The organism is Fundidesulfovibrio sp. YSD1 (assembly GCF_055397115.1).
Window position 1 is genome coordinate 1,977,740 of record NZ_AP043666.1, and the last position, 17,448, is coordinate 1,995,187.

16 protein-coding genes and 1 riboswitch are annotated in these 17,448 nt (G+C 67.7%); of the genes, 12 read left to right on the top strand and 4 right to left on the bottom strand.

Features of this window, described 5'->3' with window-relative positions; translation table 11 throughout:
• The first annotated feature begins 12 nt into the window (after positions 1 to 12).
• From ACZ5V4_RS09210 to ACZ5V4_RS09260, 11 genes are all read left to right on the top strand, one after another.
• On the top strand, positions 13 to 885 hold the full coding sequence (locus ACZ5V4_RS09210; RefSeq protein WP_464314554.1) for a LytR/AlgR family response regulator transcription factor: 873 nt from the start codon (positions 13 to 15) through the stop codon (positions 883 to 885).
• Positions 886 to 1,002: 117 nt separating this feature from the next.
• The gene (gene acs / locus ACZ5V4_RS09215) at positions 1,003 to 2,931 is read left to right on the top strand and encodes an acetate--CoA ligase (protein ID WP_464314555.1); all 1,929 of its coding nucleotides are present in this window, start codon (positions 1,003 to 1,005) and stop codon (positions 2,929 to 2,931) included.
• A 91-nt stretch (positions 2,932 to 3,022) separates the two neighbouring features.
• Positions 3,023 to 4,051, top strand: a complete 1,029-nt coding sequence (locus tag ACZ5V4_RS09220; RefSeq protein ID WP_464314556.1) for a phosphotransferase — start codon at positions 3,023 to 3,025, stop codon at positions 4,049 to 4,051.
• A 147-nt stretch (positions 4,052 to 4,198) separates the two neighbouring features.
• A complete protein-coding gene (locus tag ACZ5V4_RS09225) occupies positions 4,199 to 5,755 on the top strand; it encodes an SLC13 family permease (protein WP_464314557.1) in 1,557 nt (518 codons plus the stop codon).
• A gap of 13 nt (positions 5,756 to 5,768) precedes the next feature.
• Positions 5,769 to 7,526, top strand: a complete 1,758-nt coding sequence (locus tag ACZ5V4_RS09230; protein WP_464314558.1) for an adenylyl-sulfate reductase subunit alpha — start codon at positions 5,769 to 5,771, stop codon at positions 7,524 to 7,526.
• Positions 7,527 to 7,562: 36 nt separating this feature from the next.
• A complete protein-coding gene (locus ACZ5V4_RS09235; protein WP_464314559.1) occupies positions 7,563 to 7,892 on the top strand; it encodes a 4Fe-4S binding protein in 330 nt (109 codons plus the stop codon).
• Positions 7,893 to 8,019: 127 nt separating this feature from the next.
• Positions 8,020 to 8,706 carry a Crp/Fnr family transcriptional regulator gene (locus ACZ5V4_RS09240; protein ID WP_464314560.1) on the top strand — a complete coding sequence of 229 codons (687 nt, stop codon included), beginning with the start codon at positions 8,020 to 8,022 and terminating at the stop codon, positions 8,704 to 8,706.
• Positions 8,707 to 8,800: 94 nt separating this feature from the next.
• Positions 8,801 to 9,346 (top strand): PAS domain-containing protein, encoded by a 546-nt coding sequence (locus ACZ5V4_RS09245; RefSeq protein ID WP_464314561.1) that lies wholly within the window; start codon positions 8,801 to 8,803, stop codon positions 9,344 to 9,346.
• Positions 9,347 to 9,659: 313 nt separating this feature from the next.
• Positions 9,660 to 10,364 (top strand): Bax inhibitor-1/YccA family protein, encoded by a 705-nt coding sequence (locus ACZ5V4_RS09250; RefSeq protein WP_464314562.1) that lies wholly within the window; start codon positions 9,660 to 9,662, stop codon positions 10,362 to 10,364.
• Between the two features lie 46 nt (positions 10,365 to 10,410).
• Entirely contained in the window at positions 10,411 to 11,481 is a 1,071-nt protein-coding gene (locus ACZ5V4_RS09255; protein ID WP_464314563.1) for a tetraacyldisaccharide 4'-kinase, read from the top strand.
• 102 nt (positions 11,482 to 11,583) lie between these two features.
• Positions 11,584 to 11,778, top strand: a complete 195-nt coding sequence (locus ACZ5V4_RS09260; RefSeq protein ID WP_464314564.1) for a hypothetical protein — start codon at positions 11,584 to 11,586, stop codon at positions 11,776 to 11,778.
• A 178-nt stretch (positions 11,779 to 11,956) separates the two neighbouring features.
• Here the strand turns inward: ACZ5V4_RS09260 and ACZ5V4_RS09265 are convergent, their stop codons facing one another.
• Positions 11,957 to 13,060 carry an AAA family ATPase gene (locus ACZ5V4_RS09265; RefSeq protein ID WP_464314565.1) on the bottom strand — a complete coding sequence of 368 codons (1,104 nt, stop codon included), beginning with the start codon at positions 13,058 to 13,060 and terminating at the stop codon, positions 11,957 to 11,959.
• 2 nt (positions 13,061 to 13,062) lie between these two features.
• Entirely contained in the window at positions 13,063 to 13,542 is a 480-nt protein-coding gene (gene ahbB, locus ACZ5V4_RS09270) for a siroheme decarboxylase subunit beta (protein ID WP_464314566.1), read from the bottom strand.
• A 116-nt stretch (positions 13,543 to 13,658) separates the two neighbouring features.
• On the opposite strand from ahbB, the gene ACZ5V4_RS09275 reads away from it, so the two are divergent.
• A complete protein-coding gene (locus ACZ5V4_RS09275) occupies positions 13,659 to 14,651 on the top strand; it encodes an NAD(P)H-dependent glycerol-3-phosphate dehydrogenase (RefSeq protein WP_464314567.1) in 993 nt (330 codons plus the stop codon).
• 123 nt (positions 14,652 to 14,774) lie between these two features.
• On the opposite strand, the gene ACZ5V4_RS09280 is transcribed toward ACZ5V4_RS09275, so the two are convergent.
• Both ACZ5V4_RS09280 and ACZ5V4_RS09285 read right to left on the bottom strand, forming a co-directional pair.
• The gene (locus ACZ5V4_RS09280) at positions 14,775 to 15,170 is read right to left on the bottom strand and encodes a secondary thiamine-phosphate synthase enzyme YjbQ (RefSeq protein WP_464314568.1); all 396 of its coding nucleotides are present in this window, start codon (positions 15,168 to 15,170) and stop codon (positions 14,775 to 14,777) included.
• A 37-nt stretch (positions 15,171 to 15,207) separates the two neighbouring features.
• On the bottom strand, positions 15,208 to 17,121 hold the full coding sequence (locus ACZ5V4_RS09285; RefSeq protein ID WP_464314569.1) for a potassium transporter Kup: 1,914 nt from the start codon (positions 17,119 to 17,121) through the stop codon (positions 15,208 to 15,210).
• 83 nt (positions 17,122 to 17,204) lie between these two features.
• Positions 17,205 to 17,351: riboswitch (cyclic di-AMP (ydaO/yuaA leader) on the bottom strand.
• Positions 17,352 to 17,448 lie beyond the last annotated feature (97 nt).

The following is a 17,448-nucleotide window of genomic DNA, read 5'->3' on the forward strand; positions in this document are numbered from 1 at the left end:
GAGCCCGCATCCATGCCTCAGGTGAAAACCCTCATCGTCCATGCCGACCCGGCCGTGCGCGCCGGGCTTCGCCAGCTGCTGGCCGGGGCGGAGCCGCTTCGCGTGCTGGGCGAGGCGGCCACGGCCTTCGAGGCCCTGGAGATGCTCGAGGCCATCCCCTACGGGGTCTTTTTCGTGAGCCCGGGCCTGCCCGGCCCCACCTCGGGCATGGAGTTGGCCCAGATGCTCTCGGGCCGCCGCCAGCGCCCGGCCCTGGTGTTCGTGGCCGAGGACGAGTCCCAGGCGTGCAAGGCCTTCGAGATGGGGGCCGTGGACTACCTCGTCTGGCCCGTGACCCCGCAGCGCCTGGAGATGACGCTCTCGCGCCTGCGCGGGCTCACCCCGGGCTTCAAGCAGGCCCAGCCCGCCGGAGCCTGGCCCGAGGAGCGCTCCGCCGCGGCCCAGGACGACCAGCAGACCCTCTCCCTGCCCATCGAGGAGGAGGAGGAAGGCCAGTTCTTCACCGCGCTCAAGCAGGCCTGGGACCTAAGCCACAAGAAGAAGCCCGTGGACATCGAGAAGCTGCCCATCACGCTCGACGGGCGCACGCTTCTTCTGCCCTACCCGCACATCCTCTTCGTGGAGGCCTACGAGGACTATTCCTTCGTGCACTCGGCGCAGCAGAAGTACCTGACCTCCTACAGGCTGAAAAACCTGGAGGAGCGCCTGGGGCCGCACGGCTTCTTCCGCGTGCACCGCAAGTTTTTGGTCAACCTGGAGGCCGTCACCGAGATCGCGAGCCTGCCCGGGGGCCAGTTCATGCTGCGCACCCAGGGCAAGACGCGCATCGAGCTGCCCATCAGCAGGCGGCGCATCGGCGAGCTCAAGCAGGTGCTGGGCCTGTAATTTTTCGCTTCGCGCGGGGCAAAACCCCGCGAGATCGAGGGGGGATCCCAAACGCCCCGGCCCCGGACCGGGGCGCCCGGCGCGCACGCGCCCCGGGAGATCACGCAGGAGTGTCTTATGGAAACCGGTCTCGTCGATAGCTTGCTCAGGGAGGAGCGCGTCTTCCGCCCCCTGCCCCAGGTGGTGCGCGAGGCCAACATGGGCCAGGCCGAGCTCAAGGCCGCGTGCAGCCTCGCCCAGGCGGACTACCGCCTCTTCTGGGAGGAGCAGGCCTCGGAGCTGGACTGGTTCGAGAAGTGGACCCAGGTCCTGGACGACTCCAACCCGCCCTTCTTCAAGTGGTTCGTGGACGGCAAGTGCAACCTGGTGCACAACGCCCTGGACCGCCACATCCTCACGGCCAACAAGAACAAGCTGGCCATCATCTGGGAGGGCGAGTCCGGCGAGTGCCGCAAGTACACCTACTACGAGCTCTTCCGAGAGGTCTGCCGCTTCGCCAACGCGCTTCGCTCCATGGGCGTGCAGAAGGGCGACCGCATCGTCATCTACCTCCCCCCCCTGCCCGAGACCGTCATCGCCATGCTCGCCGCGGCCAAGATAGGCGCGGTGCAGACCCTGGTTTTCGCGGGCTACTCGGCCCGGTCGTTGCGCGAGCGCATCGAGAGCTGCAAGCCCAAGATCATCGTCACGGCCGACGGCTTCTACCGCAACGGCAGGGTGATCAACCTGAAGTCCGTGTGCGACGAGGCCCTGTTCGGAGAGGGCTGCGACTGCGTTGAGTCCGTGATCGTGGTACACCGCGCGGGCGTGGAGCTCGACATGGTGGAGCCGCGCGACCTGCGCTACGAGGACCTGATCCGCCAGGAGCGTCCCCAGGCCCCCACCGAGGTCATGGACGCCGAGGACCCGCTCTTCCTGCTCTACACCTCCGGGGCCACGGGCAAGCCCAAGGGGCTTTTGCACACCCACGGCGGCTACATGGTGGGCGTGCACTCCACCTACCGCTGGGTCATGGACGTGAAACCCACGGACCTCTACCTCTGCACGGCCGACCCGGGCTGGATCACGGGCCACAGCTACGTGGTGTTCGGGCCGCTCATGGCGGGCACCACCGTGGTGCTCTACGAGGGCCACCCCCTCTACCCCCAGGCGGACAGGCTCTGGGCCATCGTGGCCCGCTACGGCGTGACCATCCTCTACACCACGCCCACGCTCATCCGCATGCTCATGCGCTACGGCGGCCAGTACCCCAGGAAGCACGACCTCTCGACACTGAGGCTGCTGGGCAGCGTGGGCGAGCCCATAGGCCCCGAGCCGTGGGTCTGGTTCCACAAGTATATCGGGCGCAGCGAATGCCCGCTCCTGGACACGTGGTGGCAGACCGAGACGGGCATGTTCATGGTCTCGCCGCTGCCCATCTCGCTTCTGAAGCCCGGTTCGGCCGGGCGGCCCCTGCCGGGCGTGGACGTGGACGTGGTGGACCGCCACGGCAACCCCGCCGGGCCGGACAAGGGCGGGTTCGTGGTGGTCAGGCAGCCCTGGCCCGCCATGGCGCGCACGCTCATGGACGACGACGAGGGCTACCGCAAGGCCTACTGGGAGAAGATCCCGGGCGTGTATTTCGCGGGCGACGTGGCCCGCAAGGACGAGGACGGCTACTTCTGGTTCCAGGGCCGCGCGGACGACGTCCTGAACATCGGCGGGCACCGCATCGGCCCGGCCGAGGTGGAGGCCGCGCTGACCGCGCACAAGGCCGTGGTGGAGGCCGCAGTGGTGGGCGTGCCCGACCCCATCAAGGGCGAGTCCGCCAAGTGCTTCGTGGTGCGCGCCGAAGGCTGGGAAAAGGACTTCGACAGCGAGGACGGGCTGATAAAGGCCCTGACCGCCCACGTGAAGCGCGAACTCGGGCCGTTCGTGGCCATCAAGGCCATCGCCTTCCGCGACCACCTGCCGCACACCAAGAGCGGCAAGATACTGAGACGGCTCCTGAAAGCCGAGGAGACCGGCGGCTCGGCCGGGGACCTGTCCACGCTGGAAGAGGAATAGAAGGGGGCGGCGAAACCGCCGCCTCGCAACCGGAGACTTCCGGGTCCGCCGCCGGCGAGCCCGCCCGAGCTTTTTTCACCTGCCCGCCCGCATGCCCCTGACCACGAACCTTCTCGCCAACTGGGGCGTCGCTTTCACGCGCCAGCGCCAGGACATCGCCATCCCGGGCAGCCCGGAGCGCTGCGTGGCCAGGCGCGTGGTGGAGGACGACGCCGGGCGGCTCTGGCTGCTCGAACAGCTCGGCCCGGGCCAGCATGTCCGGCGCGAGGCCATGGGCCTTCTGCTCGAATCGCTTCAAGGACGCGGCCTGGGCTGCCTGGCTCCGCACCGCCGCTCGGGCGCGGGTAATTTCGTCGTCTCCGACTGGGGCCGTCGCTGGCAGCTTTCCCCTTTCTTCCAGGGTGTCCCGCTCCCTCAACCCGGCTACCTGGAAAACGCGGGCATGGGCCGCGCCCTGGGGGCCTGGCTCTGCGGGCTGCGCCGCGCTTCGAGCGGGCTGCGGCTCCCGGACGGACTCTTCGAGCTTCACCTGCCCGCCTACGTCAGGGAGCTCATCCGGCGCATCGGGAGCCAAGGCGAGCGCCAGGGGCACTGTCCCCCCGCTCGCGGCCTGGCGCCAACGAAGCCTGCCGGGAGGGGCCGCCCCTTGCCCGGCGGACAATCCGCCGCGTCCGCCGCGCAGGATCTGGCCTGCGTCCACGCCCGCGCGCTGGCCCTGCTGCCCACGCTTGAAGAACTTTTCGAAGCCTGGGGCTCGCTGCCCACGGCGCTCTGCCACGGCGACATCCACCCCCTGAACGTGGTCTGGAGCAGCCGCGAAGTCCTGGCCGTGATCGACTGGGAGTTCGCCGGTGTCCGCCCTGCCCTCTACGACCTGGCCAACTGCCTGGGCTGCCTGGCCATGGAGGGCGGTTCTCTCGCCACCCCCTTCGCCGCCGCCCTGCTCGAAGCCGCGCGCCGTGGCGGGCTTCTCCCGGACGGGCAAGCCCCCCTGCTTGCCCCCATGATCCTGGCCACGCGCTTCGGCTGGCTCTCGGAGTGGCTGCGGCGCGGCGATGCGGACATGCTCGCCTCGGAGCTCGCCTTCATGGAATTTCTGTCCGAAAACCCGGCCCTCTAGCCGTTTCCCGGGCCGCCTCGCCAGGAAAATATGTGCGCTTGCGCCATTTTTCCCGTTCTATCGCCCGCGCGATAGTCCGCTTTCCCTCCCCGGGCTAGAGGGCCACCATCCAATCCCGCCACGGGCGGAACTCCAGGGAGGTGGCGCATGGCCAACGGGTCAGTCGGGACCGTCAATTCATGCAAGGGAGGGCTCGGGACGTACATTTCCGAGAACCTCACCGTCTGCGGGAAGAGCCCCGCGGCGACCTGGGCCGGGTATGTAGCGGCCTGGGCGCTCTTCTTCCTCATCTACAAGGTGCTGCCTCTGCCCGAGGGCCTGAAGCCCGAAGGCATGGCCGTGCTGGCCATCCTGGTCTGGGCCTCGGTGATGTGGGTGTCCGAGGCCATGCCCGTGGGCATCACGGGCATCTCGGTGCCCACGCTCCTCATCCTCACCAAGGGCATCCCCTGGAACAACGGGCGGCCCCCCTTGGGCCAGGTGTTCTCGGGCTTCACCACCCACGAGATCTGGCTGTGCCTGTTCGCGTTCTTCGCCGGGGCCATCATCCAGCTCCTGAACATGGACAAGCGCATCGCCCTGGCCATCCTGAACAGGATCAAGGCCAACAACGTGGGCCGGATCATCTGGGGCATGTTCGGCGTGAACATCGTCCTGGCCTTCCTGATCCCGGCGGCCAACGCCCGCGCGGCCACGCTCATGCCCGTGATCCAGGGCATCACCGGCCTTCTGGGCGACACCCCCGAGGAGCGCGAGGCCAAGAAGGCCATCGTGATCCAGTCCATGGTCTACGGCTGCATGATCTGCGGCGTGTTCATCCTCACGGCGCACATGCCCAACCTGATCATGACCGGGCTCTTCGAGAAGAACGGCTACCGCAACCTGGGCTACTTCCAGTGGATGGTCCTCCAGTTCCCCTACCTGGGCATGTTCGTGCTCACCCAGTGGTGGGTGCGCCTGCACTTCAAGACCAAGTCCGTGTCCATCGCCGGAGGCCACGAGCAGATCCGCCGCAAGTACGAGGAACTGGGCCCCATGAGCCGCGCCGAGTGGACCATGCTCGCCGTGTTCGGCCTGGTGGCCTTTCTCTTCATGACCGGCAAGGGCAGCTTTCTGGTGCTGCACGAGCATCAGCTGGGCATCATCGGGCTCGTCGGCATCATGATCCTCTTCGTGCCCGGGCTCTTCCCCTTCAAGTGGAAGGCCGTGCAGGACCGCACCATCTGGGGCACCTTCCTCCTGCTCGGCGGCGCCATCACCATGACCGACGCCATGACCAAGTCCGGCCTGGCCGGGTGGCTGGCGGACATCATCCACCACATGGTGGTGGGCATGGGCTGGTGGCAGACGGTTTTGGTGCTCATGGTGGGCACGCACGTGATGCGCATCGGCATGCTCTCCAACGTGGCGGCCGTGGCCATGTTCGCGCCCATCGTCTTCGCCATGGCCCCCAAGGTCGGCCTGCACCCGGTGGCCTTCACCCTGCTGGTCTGCGACACGGACACCTACGCCTATCTGCTGCCCACCCAGATCACGGCGGCGGTGATCGCCTACGGCACGGGCACCTTCTCCACGGCCGACTACGCCAAGGCGGGCTGGGTGTGCATCCTCATCGCCATCGCCTACGGCATCTGCGTCATGGCCCCATGGTACGCCTTCCTGGGCCTGCCCGTCTGGAACCCCAACGCCCCCTGGCCCTACTAGGAGGAGAGAACTCATGCCACGCATGGCAAAGAACCCCGCATCCCTGGACGCGGTAGAGACCGTCCGGGTGGACTGCGACATCCTCATCATCGGCGGCGGCAACGCCGGGTGCTTCTCCGCCGTGGAAGCGGCCAAGATCGACCCCTCGCTCAAGGTGGTGATCATGGAGAAGGCCCAGATCATGCGCTCAGGCGCGTGCTCTGCTGGCATGGACGCCATCAACACCTACATCCCCGAGGGCAAGACCCCGGAGGACCTGGTGCGCTGGTGCCGCTCCCAGGTGGGCGGCGGGCCCATCCGCGAGGACCTGGCCCTCTCCAACGCCGAGGAACTTAACGAGGCCGTGGACGACCTGGAGCGCTGGGGCCTGCCCATCCTGCGCGACGCCGAAGGCAAGATCCGCTACCGGGGCGCGTGGGACATCTCCATCCACGGCGAGCAGTTGAAGCCCATCATGGCCGAGAAGGCCATCGAGGCCGGGGCCGAGGTGTACAACCGCGTGGTCTGCACCCAGCTGCTCATGGACGGCGGCCGCTGCGCCGGGGCCCTGGGTTTCGGCGTGCGCGACGGCAAGTTCTACGTGTTCCGGGCCAAGGCCGTGATCAACGCCACGGGCGGCGCGGCCGGATTGTACAAGTCCTACACGGCCGACGCCACGGACAGCCACCACCAGATCTGGATGTGCCCCTACTGCGTGGGCACGGGCTACGCCGTGGGCATCCGCCAGGGCGCGGAGATGACCTCCATGGAGCAGCGCTGGGTCGCCACGCGCACCAAGGACTTCTGCGGCCCGGTGGACACCATCTCCGTGGGCTACAAGGCCCCGATCATCAACGCCAAGGGCGAGCGCATCATGCAGAAGCGCTACGCCCACCTTGGCGCGGACAAGGCCCCGCGCTACATCCGCGCCAACGCCCCCATGGAGGAGTGGCTGGCCGGGCGCGGGCCCACCTACTGCGACACGCGCGGCATGGACCCGGAACTGGCCCAGCAGATGATGACCGACTACCTGAACGAGCGCCCGAGCTTCGTGCTCTTCCTGGCCAGCCGGGGCCAGGACCCGGTCAAGGAGCCCATCGAGATCTACGGCTCCGACCCCTACATCGTGGGCGGGCACACCCAGTCCGGCTTCTGGGTGGACATGGAGCGCATGACGACCGTGCCCGGGCTCTTCGCGGCCGGCGAGACCGCCGGGGGCAACCCGAACAAGTTCGTGGGCGGTTGCGCGGCCGAGGGCAAGCTCGCCCTGCGCGGGGCCGTGAAGTACATCCAGGGCCTCGGGCACGCCGAGCCCGACGCGGCCCAGGTCGAGGCCGAGAAGGCCCGCGTGTTCGAGCCGCTTCTGCGCGGCGCGGATTTCGACGGCCTGAAGGCCCTTGAGATGGAGGAGCGCCTGCAGCGGCTCATGGACGAGTACGCGGGCGGCACCAGCCAGTTCTACCGCACCAACGAGGAGCGCCTGGACTACGCGCTGAAGCACATCGCCATGCTCAAGGACCAGGTGCGCTTCCTCAAGGCCCAGGACCTGCACGACCTGATGAGCGTGCACGAGGTGGTCGACCGCCTCGACGTGGCCGAGGTGCTCTGCCACCACCTCAAGTTCCGCAAGGAAACGCGCTGGCAGGGCTGGCAGACCCGCTCCGACTACCCGGAGACGGACCCGGCCTACGATTGCCACGTGGAGAGCCGCAAGAACCTGGCCACCGGCGAGATCGAGACCTTCACCCGTCCCTACGAGCAGATCGTGCCCGGGGACAGGTACAAGCCGTAGCGCGAACAACAGACACAATTCAGGAAGGAGGACACCATGCCCCCTGTCGTCGATCCCAAGAAATGCAACGGCTGCGAAGGCCGCGAGGAGTCGTTCTGCGAGGAGGCCTGCCCGGGCGACCTCATGTACGTGGGCGAGGACGGCAAGTCCCACTGCCACGCCTCGCGCGACTGCTGGGACTGCATGTCCTGCGTGAAGATGTGCCCGCGAAACGCCATCGAGACGCGCATCCCGTACCAGCTGGGCTACCACAAGGCCACCCTGACCCCCTTCATGGGCAAGGACAGCATCACCTGGAAATGCACCGACATCCACGGCCAGACCGTGACTTACAAGTACCGCAACCGCCTGAAGACCCAGGGCTGATCGCGCCAGCCCCTCGACCGGCCCCGCCCGCCCGGCCACCACACGGCGCGGGCGGGGTTAGACCCGTCGGGCTTGACGCGGCGCTCCCGGCGTCTATGCTTGGGGCATGCCTGACCGTGGAAACAAAGTGGACTGGCACCTGATCAAGGGCGGGTTCTTCGACGGCCTGGACCGCGAGTTCGAGGCCTTCCGCGCGCTCGCGGCGCGCAGGAAGGTCAAGCGCAACGAGCTGGTCTTCCTGGAGAACGACCCGGGCACGCGCTGCTTCTTCCTGCACGAGGGCTCGGTGAAGATCTTCCGCGTGTCCCTGCACGGCAAGGAGCCCACGTTCTTCATCCGCTCCCCCGGCGAGATGTTCGGCCTGGCCGAGGTGGTGGGCGGCGAGCGCCGCAAGTGCTCGGCCCAGGCCATGACCGACGCCTCGCTCCTGGAGATCGGCCGCGAGGACTTCCTCTCGCTCATGCTGGCCCAGCCACGGCTCGCGCTTCGCGTGGTGGAGGTGCTGGGCAGGCGCATCCGCTATCTTTCCGGCCAACTCGAGAACCTGATGACCTGCGGCGTGCCCACCAGGGTCCTGAAACTCCTCCTGTGCCTGAGCCGCGACGAGATCGCCCAGGCCAGGGGCGGCGCGGCCGAGGTGCCCGTGCGCCTGACCCAGACCCAGATGGCCTCCATGACCGGCTCCTGCCAGCAGACCATCAGCGAGACCCTCTCGGCCTTCGAGGAGCGCGGGCTCATCGCGGTGTCTCGCGGGCGCATCACGCTCCTGGACCCCCAGGGCATCATGGACGCCCTGGACAGCCCGGAGGGCTGAAGCGGACCCGGGCGTTGCGGCCCTCACGAACCCGTGATAGGCCGCCTTATACGTTCCTTCCCGGTGCACCATGGATTCACCCGACGTTTCCGGCATGTCCCACGATGACCTGCACGCCGAGATCAGGCGGCTGCGCAGGGAGCTTTCCGGGCGCGAGGCCGCCGAGGCCGCCCGTAGGCTCGTCACGGCCAGGCTCAAGGCCGAGCGGGACGCGTTCCGCTCCGCCTTCGACAACTCCCCGGTCATCCAGATCTGGTGCGACCCCCAGGGCCGCGCCCTGCGCGTGAACAAGGCCGCCCAAGAGGCCATGCGCGGCGGAGAATTGCCTCCGGATTTCACCGTGCTGAACGACCCGCAATTGATCCTGCTGGGCGTGCCGGAGTACTTCGCCCGGGCCCTCACGGGCGAGACCGTGCGCATGCCCCGCTACGTGTTCAACACCTCCAAGACGCACGTGGGCTCGCCCGACGTGGACTTCTGGCTGGAGACCGTGATCCACCCCGTGTTCGGCCCGGACGGCGAGGTGGAGTCGCTGGTGGTGCAGCACTTCGACGTCACGGCCCTGGCCCTGGCCGAGGCGAGGGCCCAATGCGCCCAAGACGCGCCGGGCGAGAACGGCGCCGAAGCCGACGGCGGCTGAAACGCACAGGACCGCGCCACCCTTCCCATGCATCCTTGCTGCCGCGCCAATGCGGTACGGCGTTCATGAAATCTTGTTCATGTCCTTGGCCCATGCGACGTCCCCGGACCGGTCGTTGTCCGTGAACGCGCGCCCCCGGCCGCTTGGCGCGGCAACAGGCGCGAAACCTCGCCCGCGCCCCGCTTAGAATCGATCCATCTAGGCAACCAGACTTTTTTGGTGCATGATGGTTTTTGTTTCGGCGGGGTTGCCCGGACCCCGAACCGGGACTATTTAACCGTTATTTCCCGGAATCATCAGAAGGAGATTTGGCATGTACAACGCCTTCAACGCGCAACAGTCCATGTCCCGCGCGCAGGCGCTGAGCGCCTTCATGCGCGGCGTGTACGGCTGGATGGCCGCCGGCCTCGGCCTGACCGCCGTGGTGGCCGTGGCCGTGGCTTCCAGCCCGGCGCTTCTCAAGCTGGTCTTCAACCCCGTGGCGCTCATCGTGCTGGTCCTCGCGGAGCTGGGCCTGGTGATGATGCTTTCGGCGCGCATCAACCGCATGGCCCCGGGCACCGCCACCGGCATGTTCCTGGCCTACAGCGCCCTGAACGGCGTGACGCTCTCGGGCGTGTTCATAGCCTACACGGCCACCACCATCGCCTCGGCCTTCGCCGTGAGCGCGGGCATGTTCCTGGCCATGAGCGTCTACGGCATGGTCACCAAGCGCGACCTGACCTCGCTGGGCAGCTTCCTCTTCATGGGCCTCATCGGGATGCTCATCGCCATGGTGGTGAACATCTTCCTGCAGAGCTCCATGATGCGCTTCATCATCGACTGCGTGGGCGTGCTCATCTTCACCGGCCTCACCGCCTACGACACCCAGCGCCTGAAGGACATGGGCGAGAACGCCCCCATGGGCGACGCCGCCGCCATCCGGCGCGGCTCCATCCTCGGCGCGCTGACCCTGTACCTGGACTTCATCAACCTGTTCCTGATCATGCTGCGCCTGTTCTCGGGCAACCGCGAATAACACACGCCCGGCCGGGGAGCCCGAAAGCTCCCCGGCCTTTCTCCCCATGCAGGACATGCACGCCTGGCAACACCGGTTCCGCCATCTGCTGGCCCCGCCCGCGGCCCTCGTCTCCATGGCCATGCGCGCCAGGGCCCGGCTCTACTCCAAGGGCCTGCTGCGCGCCTTCGCCCCGCCAGTGCCCACGGTGGGCGTGGGCGGGATCGATTCGCTCTCGCGCGGCAAGGTGATGGTCTCGGCCTGGCTCCTGGGCTGGGCCAGGGCGCACGGGATACCGGCGGCGCTGCTGGCCGGAACGCGCGGAGCCCAGCCTTCGAGCTCCCCGCTCGAGGTCACCCCGGAGACCCCCGTTCAGGAATGCGGCGTGGACGCCGCGCTGCTGGCCCGCTACCGCCCGGGCTCCGCCATCCTGGCCGACCGCGACCCCGTGCGCGCGTGCAAGGCCGCGCTCAAGGCCCCGGGCGAGGCCCCGAGGCTCCTCATCGCGCACGACCACTTCTCCAGCCTTTCGCTCAAGCGCTCGGCCGACATCGTGCTCATGGGCGCGCACGACCTGGACAAGGGCTGGAACCGCACCTTCCCTGCGGGCTCCTGGCGCGAGGGCGTAAGCGCCCTGGCCAGGGCTTCGGCCTTCGTGCTGCACCTCTGGCCGGACGAACTGCCCCAGCGCCGCCCCCTGGCGGAGCGCCGCCTGGCCGCGCTCGGCAGGCCTGTGTTCACCGTGCACCCGAGCATCTGGCGGCTGAGGAGCCTGGACGGCAGGACCGCCCAGGACCTGGACGGAGCGCCCTACCTGCTGGTGGCGGCCCAGTCCAACCAGGACGTGGCGGCCAAGGCCTGCCAGAAGTTTTTGAAGCTGCCGCCCCGGCTGCGCGTGATCTTCCCGGACTCCCACCGCTTCACCCCGCAGGACCAGGCCATGATCGCGGCCGACGCCCAGCGCATCCGCGCCCCGCACGTGCTGGCCACTCCGGAGGCCGCGCTGCTCCTGGGTTCCGTGCCTGGGGTCACGCTCTGGACCTTCGAGCCCGACGTGGTCATCGGCCCCTGCCTGCTCACCGGCGCGGCGTTCAAGCCCTGGTGGGACACGGTCTGGGCCGAGGCCGGGGGCGAATAGATTTTTTCCGACCCGCCCTAAAGTACCCCGCCGCACCGCCGATAAGAGCCGGGAAGAGAGCCATTGTCGTCTTGGCGCTCGCAGGAAACAGGGGAACGAGTCATGTCATCGCCATCGGACATTTCCAAGATACGCATCCCGGACGCCATCCAGGTCAACGAGGTGATCCTCGACTACCTGGCCGCGCGCTCCACCCAGCGCACCGCTGAGATCGACAAGATAATCCAGGCCTCCAACAGAACCGACCAGCTCGTCATCGAGGTGTTCAAGGGGCTCATCGCGCGGACCAAAGCCTGAGCGCGGACGAAGAAGAGTTTCGGAGTGGGGGACGCCGGGAGGCGTCCTCTTTTTTTTGACGAGGGGAGGGATCAAGACGCAGGGCTCCGCCCTGCACCCGCCGGGGGCAGTGCCTGCCCCCGGACCCCGGCGTCCGGCTTCGCGGGTTTCACCCTAGCCACGGACGCAAACGGCCCGGCTACCTGGCCAGGCGCTCCTGCACCATGGCCCGGTCCAGGGTCAAGGAATGGCCCTTCTCGTCTTTCTGGAGCTTGGGCTGTCCGAAGGGGTCGAACTCGGCCTCGGCCATGATCCGGCTGAAGATCTCGCGCAGGGCGCGCGCGCCGATGCGCGTGTTGCGCAGGGCGTGCTCTGCGATCATGTCCAGGGCCTCGCGGGTCACGCGAAGATCGATCCCCATGGACGCGAAGAACTCCCGGCAATGCCGAAGCGGCGAATCCTCGGCCGAGAGCATGATCTGCACCAGGTCGTCGCGCGAGAGGTCGTCCAGGATGGCGATGGAGGAAAAGCGGGAGAGGAACTGCGGCAGCATGCCGTAGGTGAACATGTCCGAGAGGCGCAGGTAGTCCACCAGCTTGAAGCGGGTCACGGCCGTGACGCGCACCTCGCCCTCGCCGGTGCGCTGGATTTCCGTGGTTTCCCTGAGCCTGCGGTCGTCCTTGCGGTTGACGATGAGGCCGTAGACCTGGTCGTAGAGCTCCTCGAAGGCCCCGCCGCACACGAAGAGGATGCGCCCGGTGTCCACGGGCACGTGGGTGGCCACCTCGCGGCCGTCCTCGGTCACGGTGACGGGCACCATGATGGTCTCGCCCTCGAGAATGGTCAGAAGCGCCTGCTGGAGCGCGATGCCGACCGGGTTGGGCTTGCCGGAGATGCGCGCCGAGATCTTGTCCACCTCGTCTAAGCAGACCGTGGCGTTCTGGAGCCCCAGGCGCATGGTCTCGCGGTCCACGTTCTCGCCGTACTGCTTCTTCACGGCCGCTTCCAGGGCGGTGAAGAGCCGGGCGGTGCGGATGTCGCCCTCCTCGCCCGCCAGGATGTTGGCGTTCAGCACCGCCATGACCCGAAACGACGAAAGGTCGTCGTGCTCCAGGTAGAAGCGGTGGATGGTCTTCATGATGGTGGTCTTGCCCGTGCCCGAGTTGCCCACCAGGAGGATGTTGCCCGCCCGTATCCCGGAGACGTGCTTGTACACGGCCACCGAGATGAGCCGCAGCACTTCGCGCTGCCCAAGCACGCGCTTGGACATGTATTCGAAGATGTCCTTGGGCAGAACGGCCATGGCTAGAAGTACCGCATGCTGGTCTTCTTGAACTCCTTGCGGCTCTCCAGCACGTCGTACTCCTCCAGGCCCGAGAGCCTGGCCAGCTCGGCCACCTTCTCGCCGCACTCCTCGCGGGTCCTGGCGTGGACCATGGTGTAGAGGTTGTAGGGCCAGTCCATGCAGTTCACGCGGTGGTAGCAGTGCGATATCTCGGGGCGCGCGGCCATGAACTCGCCGATGCGCTCCATGTCCTCGCCGTCCACGAACCAGGCCACCATGGCGTTGCAGCCGTACCCGGCCTTCTGGTGGCGCAGGGTGGCCCCGAAGCGCCTGATCTCGCCGCGCTCCTTCATCCCGGAGATGAGCTCGAGCACCTCCTCCAGTGTCGCCCCGGCCTGGCGCGCCACCTCGGCGAAGGGCTCCGGGCCGTCGGGCAGATCGCCCTGGACTATGGAAAGGACGCGCTTCTGGGTTTCGGTGAACTCTTTTGCTTTCTTCATCTGGGCTCCTTCGGGCAGTGCCGATAACGCCTTTATCTCTACCGGGTTCATGTGGTAGTTGCAATCACGACGAGACGCGCCGCCGTGCGCGTTCCCCCATCATTCTAGGAGAGCGTATGAAAGTCGCAGTGATCGGCGGAGGCAGCTGGGGCACCACCCTGGCGGACCTTCTGGCCCACAAGGGCGTGGACGTCACCATCTGGGTCCGCGAGATGGAGCTTCTGGCCGAGATCAAGTCAAAGGGCGAGAACACCTGGTACATGCCCGGGGTGAAGCTCTCCCCCAACCTGCAGGCCACCATGGACCTGGAGCAGGCCTGCGCTGGCAAGGACCTCTTCCTCATGGCCGTGCCCTGCCAGTTCATGCGCTCGGTGCTGGGCGAGATGCGCGAGCTTTTGCCCAAGAACGCGGCCATCGTCTGCGCGAACAAGGGCATCGAGATCGACACGGGCAAGACCATGTCCGAGGTCTGCGAGGAGGTCATGGGCGGGCGCAAGTACCGCTACGCCGTGATCTCCGGCCCGAGCTTCGCCTACGAGGTCATCCGCCGCATGCCCACGGCCGTGAGCCTGGGCTGCAAGGACAAGGACCTGGCCAAGCAGGTGCAGGAGCTCTTCGCCACGGACTACTTCCGCGTCTACACCAACAAGGACGTAAAGGGCGTGGAGCTCGGCGGCGCGGTGAAGAACATCATCGCCATCGCGGCCGGAGTCTCCGACGAGCTGGGCTTCGGCGCGGACGCCCGCGCGGCGCTGATCACGCGCGGCCTGGCCGAGATGGGCAGGCTCGGAGCCAAGCTCGGCTGCGACCCCAAGACCTTCATGGGCCTCTCCGGCCTGGGCGACCTGGTGCTCACCTGCACCGGCGACCTCTCGCGCAACCGCCAGGTGGGCAGGAGGCTCGCGCGCGGGCAGAAGCTCATGGACATCCTTGGCGAGATGAAGATGGTGGCCGAAGGCGTGAAGACCACCCAGGCCCTGCACGGGCTGGCCAAGAAGATCAAGGTGGAGCTGCCCATCACCGAGCAGGTCTACGCCGTGCTCTACGAGGACAAGGACCCCGGGCAGGCCGTGCGCGAACTGATGACGCGAGCCCTGAAGGAAGAATAACGCGAGAAGATTCAACCGGAGAGGGCTCCGCCCTCTCCGGCCCTCTCCCGCCAGGGAACAACGTTCCCTGGACCCGTTTCCGCTTCGCGCCGTCCCCTGTCCAAGCGGACGGCGCTTTGCTTTCTACGCCCCGATCCACTGCGCCCAGACCTGCCTGGTCCTCGGGCCGTCGAACTCGCAGAAGAACACCCCCTGCCAGGTGCCAAGCCTCATCCTGCCCTCGCTGACGATGAGCGTGAGCCCCGGCCCCATCACGCTGGCCTTCACGTGCGCGTCGGAGTTGCCTTCGCCGTGGCGGTAGCCCGCGTCCACGGGCACGAGCCGCGCGAGCGTGTCCAGCATGTCCTTGACCACGTCCGGGTCGGCGTTCTCGTTCACCGTGAGCCCGGCCGTGGTGTGCGGGCAGTGCAGGAAAAGCACCCCCTCGCGCCAGCCGTTGCGCTCGATCATCTCCTGCACCTGGCCGGTGATGGCCAGCATCTGCTCCCTGCGCGCGGTCCTGACCGTCAGGCTTTCCATCGCTCGCTGCCTCCTGCGCTCTCGGCGCGCCGCCGGACTAGATTTCCACCTGGTTGCCGAGCTCCACCACGCGCCCGGGCGGGATGCCGAAGAACGACGTGGCGTTCCAGGAGTTTCGCGACATGAACACGAAGAGCTTCTTGCGCCACTGGGCCATGGGCGCGTCGCCGGTGGTCAGAAGCGTCTCGCGGCCAAGATAGAACGAGGTGGAGTAGACGTCCATGGGCAACCCCATCCGCGTGGCCAGCTCCAGGATCTCGGGCACGCGCGGGGTCTCCATGTAGCCGTAGCGGGCCAGGATGCGGTGGAAGCCCTGGCCCAGGTCCTCGATGGCCAGCCGCTCGCCCGGCTCCACCTGGGGCACCTCGGCGGACACGATGGAGAGAAGCACCACGCGTTCGTGCAGGGCCTCGTTGTGCTTGAAGTGGTGCAGCAGGGTGTGGGGCACGCCCTCGGGCGAAATGGACATGAACACGGCCGTGCCCGAGGTGCGCTGCGGCCTGTACTCCGCGATGGAGCGCAGGAAGGCGTCCACGGGCATGCGCATGTTGGCGTAGTGCCTGGCCAGGTAGGCCCGGCCGTCGCGCCAGGTTACCATCACCGTGAGCACGGCCAGGGCCAGGCTCAGGGTGAACCAGCCCCCGTCCACGATCTTGAGCAGGTTCGCGCCCAGAAAGGCCAGGTCGAAGAACAGGAACACCACGAGAAGCGGCAGGGCCTTCCACAGGCTCCACTTCCAGTTGAGCCTGGTCACCTCGAAGTAGAGCGCGGAGGTGATGGCCATGGTGGCCGTGACCGCGATGCCGTAGGCCGCGGCCAGCCTGCTCGACTCCTTGAAGGCCAGCACCAGGCCCAGGCAGGCGATCATGAGCATGGTGTTCACGCTCGGCATGTAGATCTGCCCGGCCGCGCGCTCCGAGGTGTGCACGATGTGCATGCGCGGGGTGAAGCCCAGCTGGATGGCCTGCTGCGTGAGCGAGTACACCCCGGAGATGAGCGCCTGGGAGGCGATGATGGTGGCCGCCGTGGACAGGGCCACCATGGGGTAGAGAAGCGCCTCGGGCACCAGGGCGTAGAAGGGGTTGAAGGCCTTGGCGGGCTCGTCCAGCAGGAGCGCGCCCTGGCCGAAGTAGTTGAGCAGAAGCCCGGGCAGCACCACGCAGTACCAGGAGAGCCTGATGGGCGCGCGCCCGAAGTGGCCCATGTCCGCGTAGAGGGCCTCGCCGCCCGTGATGCAGAGCACCACGGAGCCCAGCACCACGATGCCGTGCAGGTGGTTGAGCGCGAAGAACTCCACGGCGCGCGCCGGGTTCAGCGCGGCCAGGATGTCCGGGCGCTGGATGATCTCCGCCAGCCCGAGCGCCCCGATCACCGTGAACCAGAGGATCATCACCGGGCCGAAGACCCTGCCGATGGCCGCGGTGCCGTGTTTCTGGGAAAGAAAGAGCCCCACCAGCACCAGGCAGGTGATGGGCACGATGAAGTCGCTGGCCGCCGCCGTGGCCACCTCCAGGCCCTCCACGGCCGAGAGCACGGAGATGGCCGGCGTGATCACGCCGTCGCCGTAGAGGAGCGCCGCGCCGAAGGCCGCCATGAGAAGCATGAGCCCCCAGTGCCTGCCCGTGCGCGCGGGGCCGCCGCGCAGCATGGCCAGGAGAGCGAAGATGCCGCCCTCGCCCTTGTTGTCCGCGCGCAGGATGAACACCACGTACTTGAAGCTCACCACCATCATGAGCGACCAGAAGACCATGGAGAGCACGCCCAGGACGTTGGCGTGGTCCGGGGCCACGGCGTGGGGGCCGTGGAAGCATTCCTTGAGCGTGTAGAGGGGGCTGGTGCCGATGTCGCCGTAGACGATGCCCAGGGCGGCCAGCGCCAGGGACGCGGTCTGGCCGCGCGTGCAGGCGTGCGGACCGTGGCCGGTATCGCAGTGAGCGCGATGCTCGGACATGCAGGGAACCTCGAGGATCGGCCCGGGCTTCGCGCGAAGCCCCGGGCGGTTGCCGGAAAACGGGAAGGCTTCCGGCCTGTCCGGAGGTCTCCCTTCGACGCCTGCGAGGTTAGCTGACGGGCTCGGGCCGAAAGGTGCCCTACGCTTACGCGATACGCCCCTGGAGAGCCTGGCGGCGCTCCGGTGGTTCCCCCGCTTCCGCCCATGGCGGAACTCGGCGATACGCTTCGCGATCTACGCCCGCGCGCCGGGTGCGTCAACCACCTCGGGGGATGTCCGCGCGAACACGGGGACCGAGCGAAATAACGCGTTGCTTTTTCCGCAGGG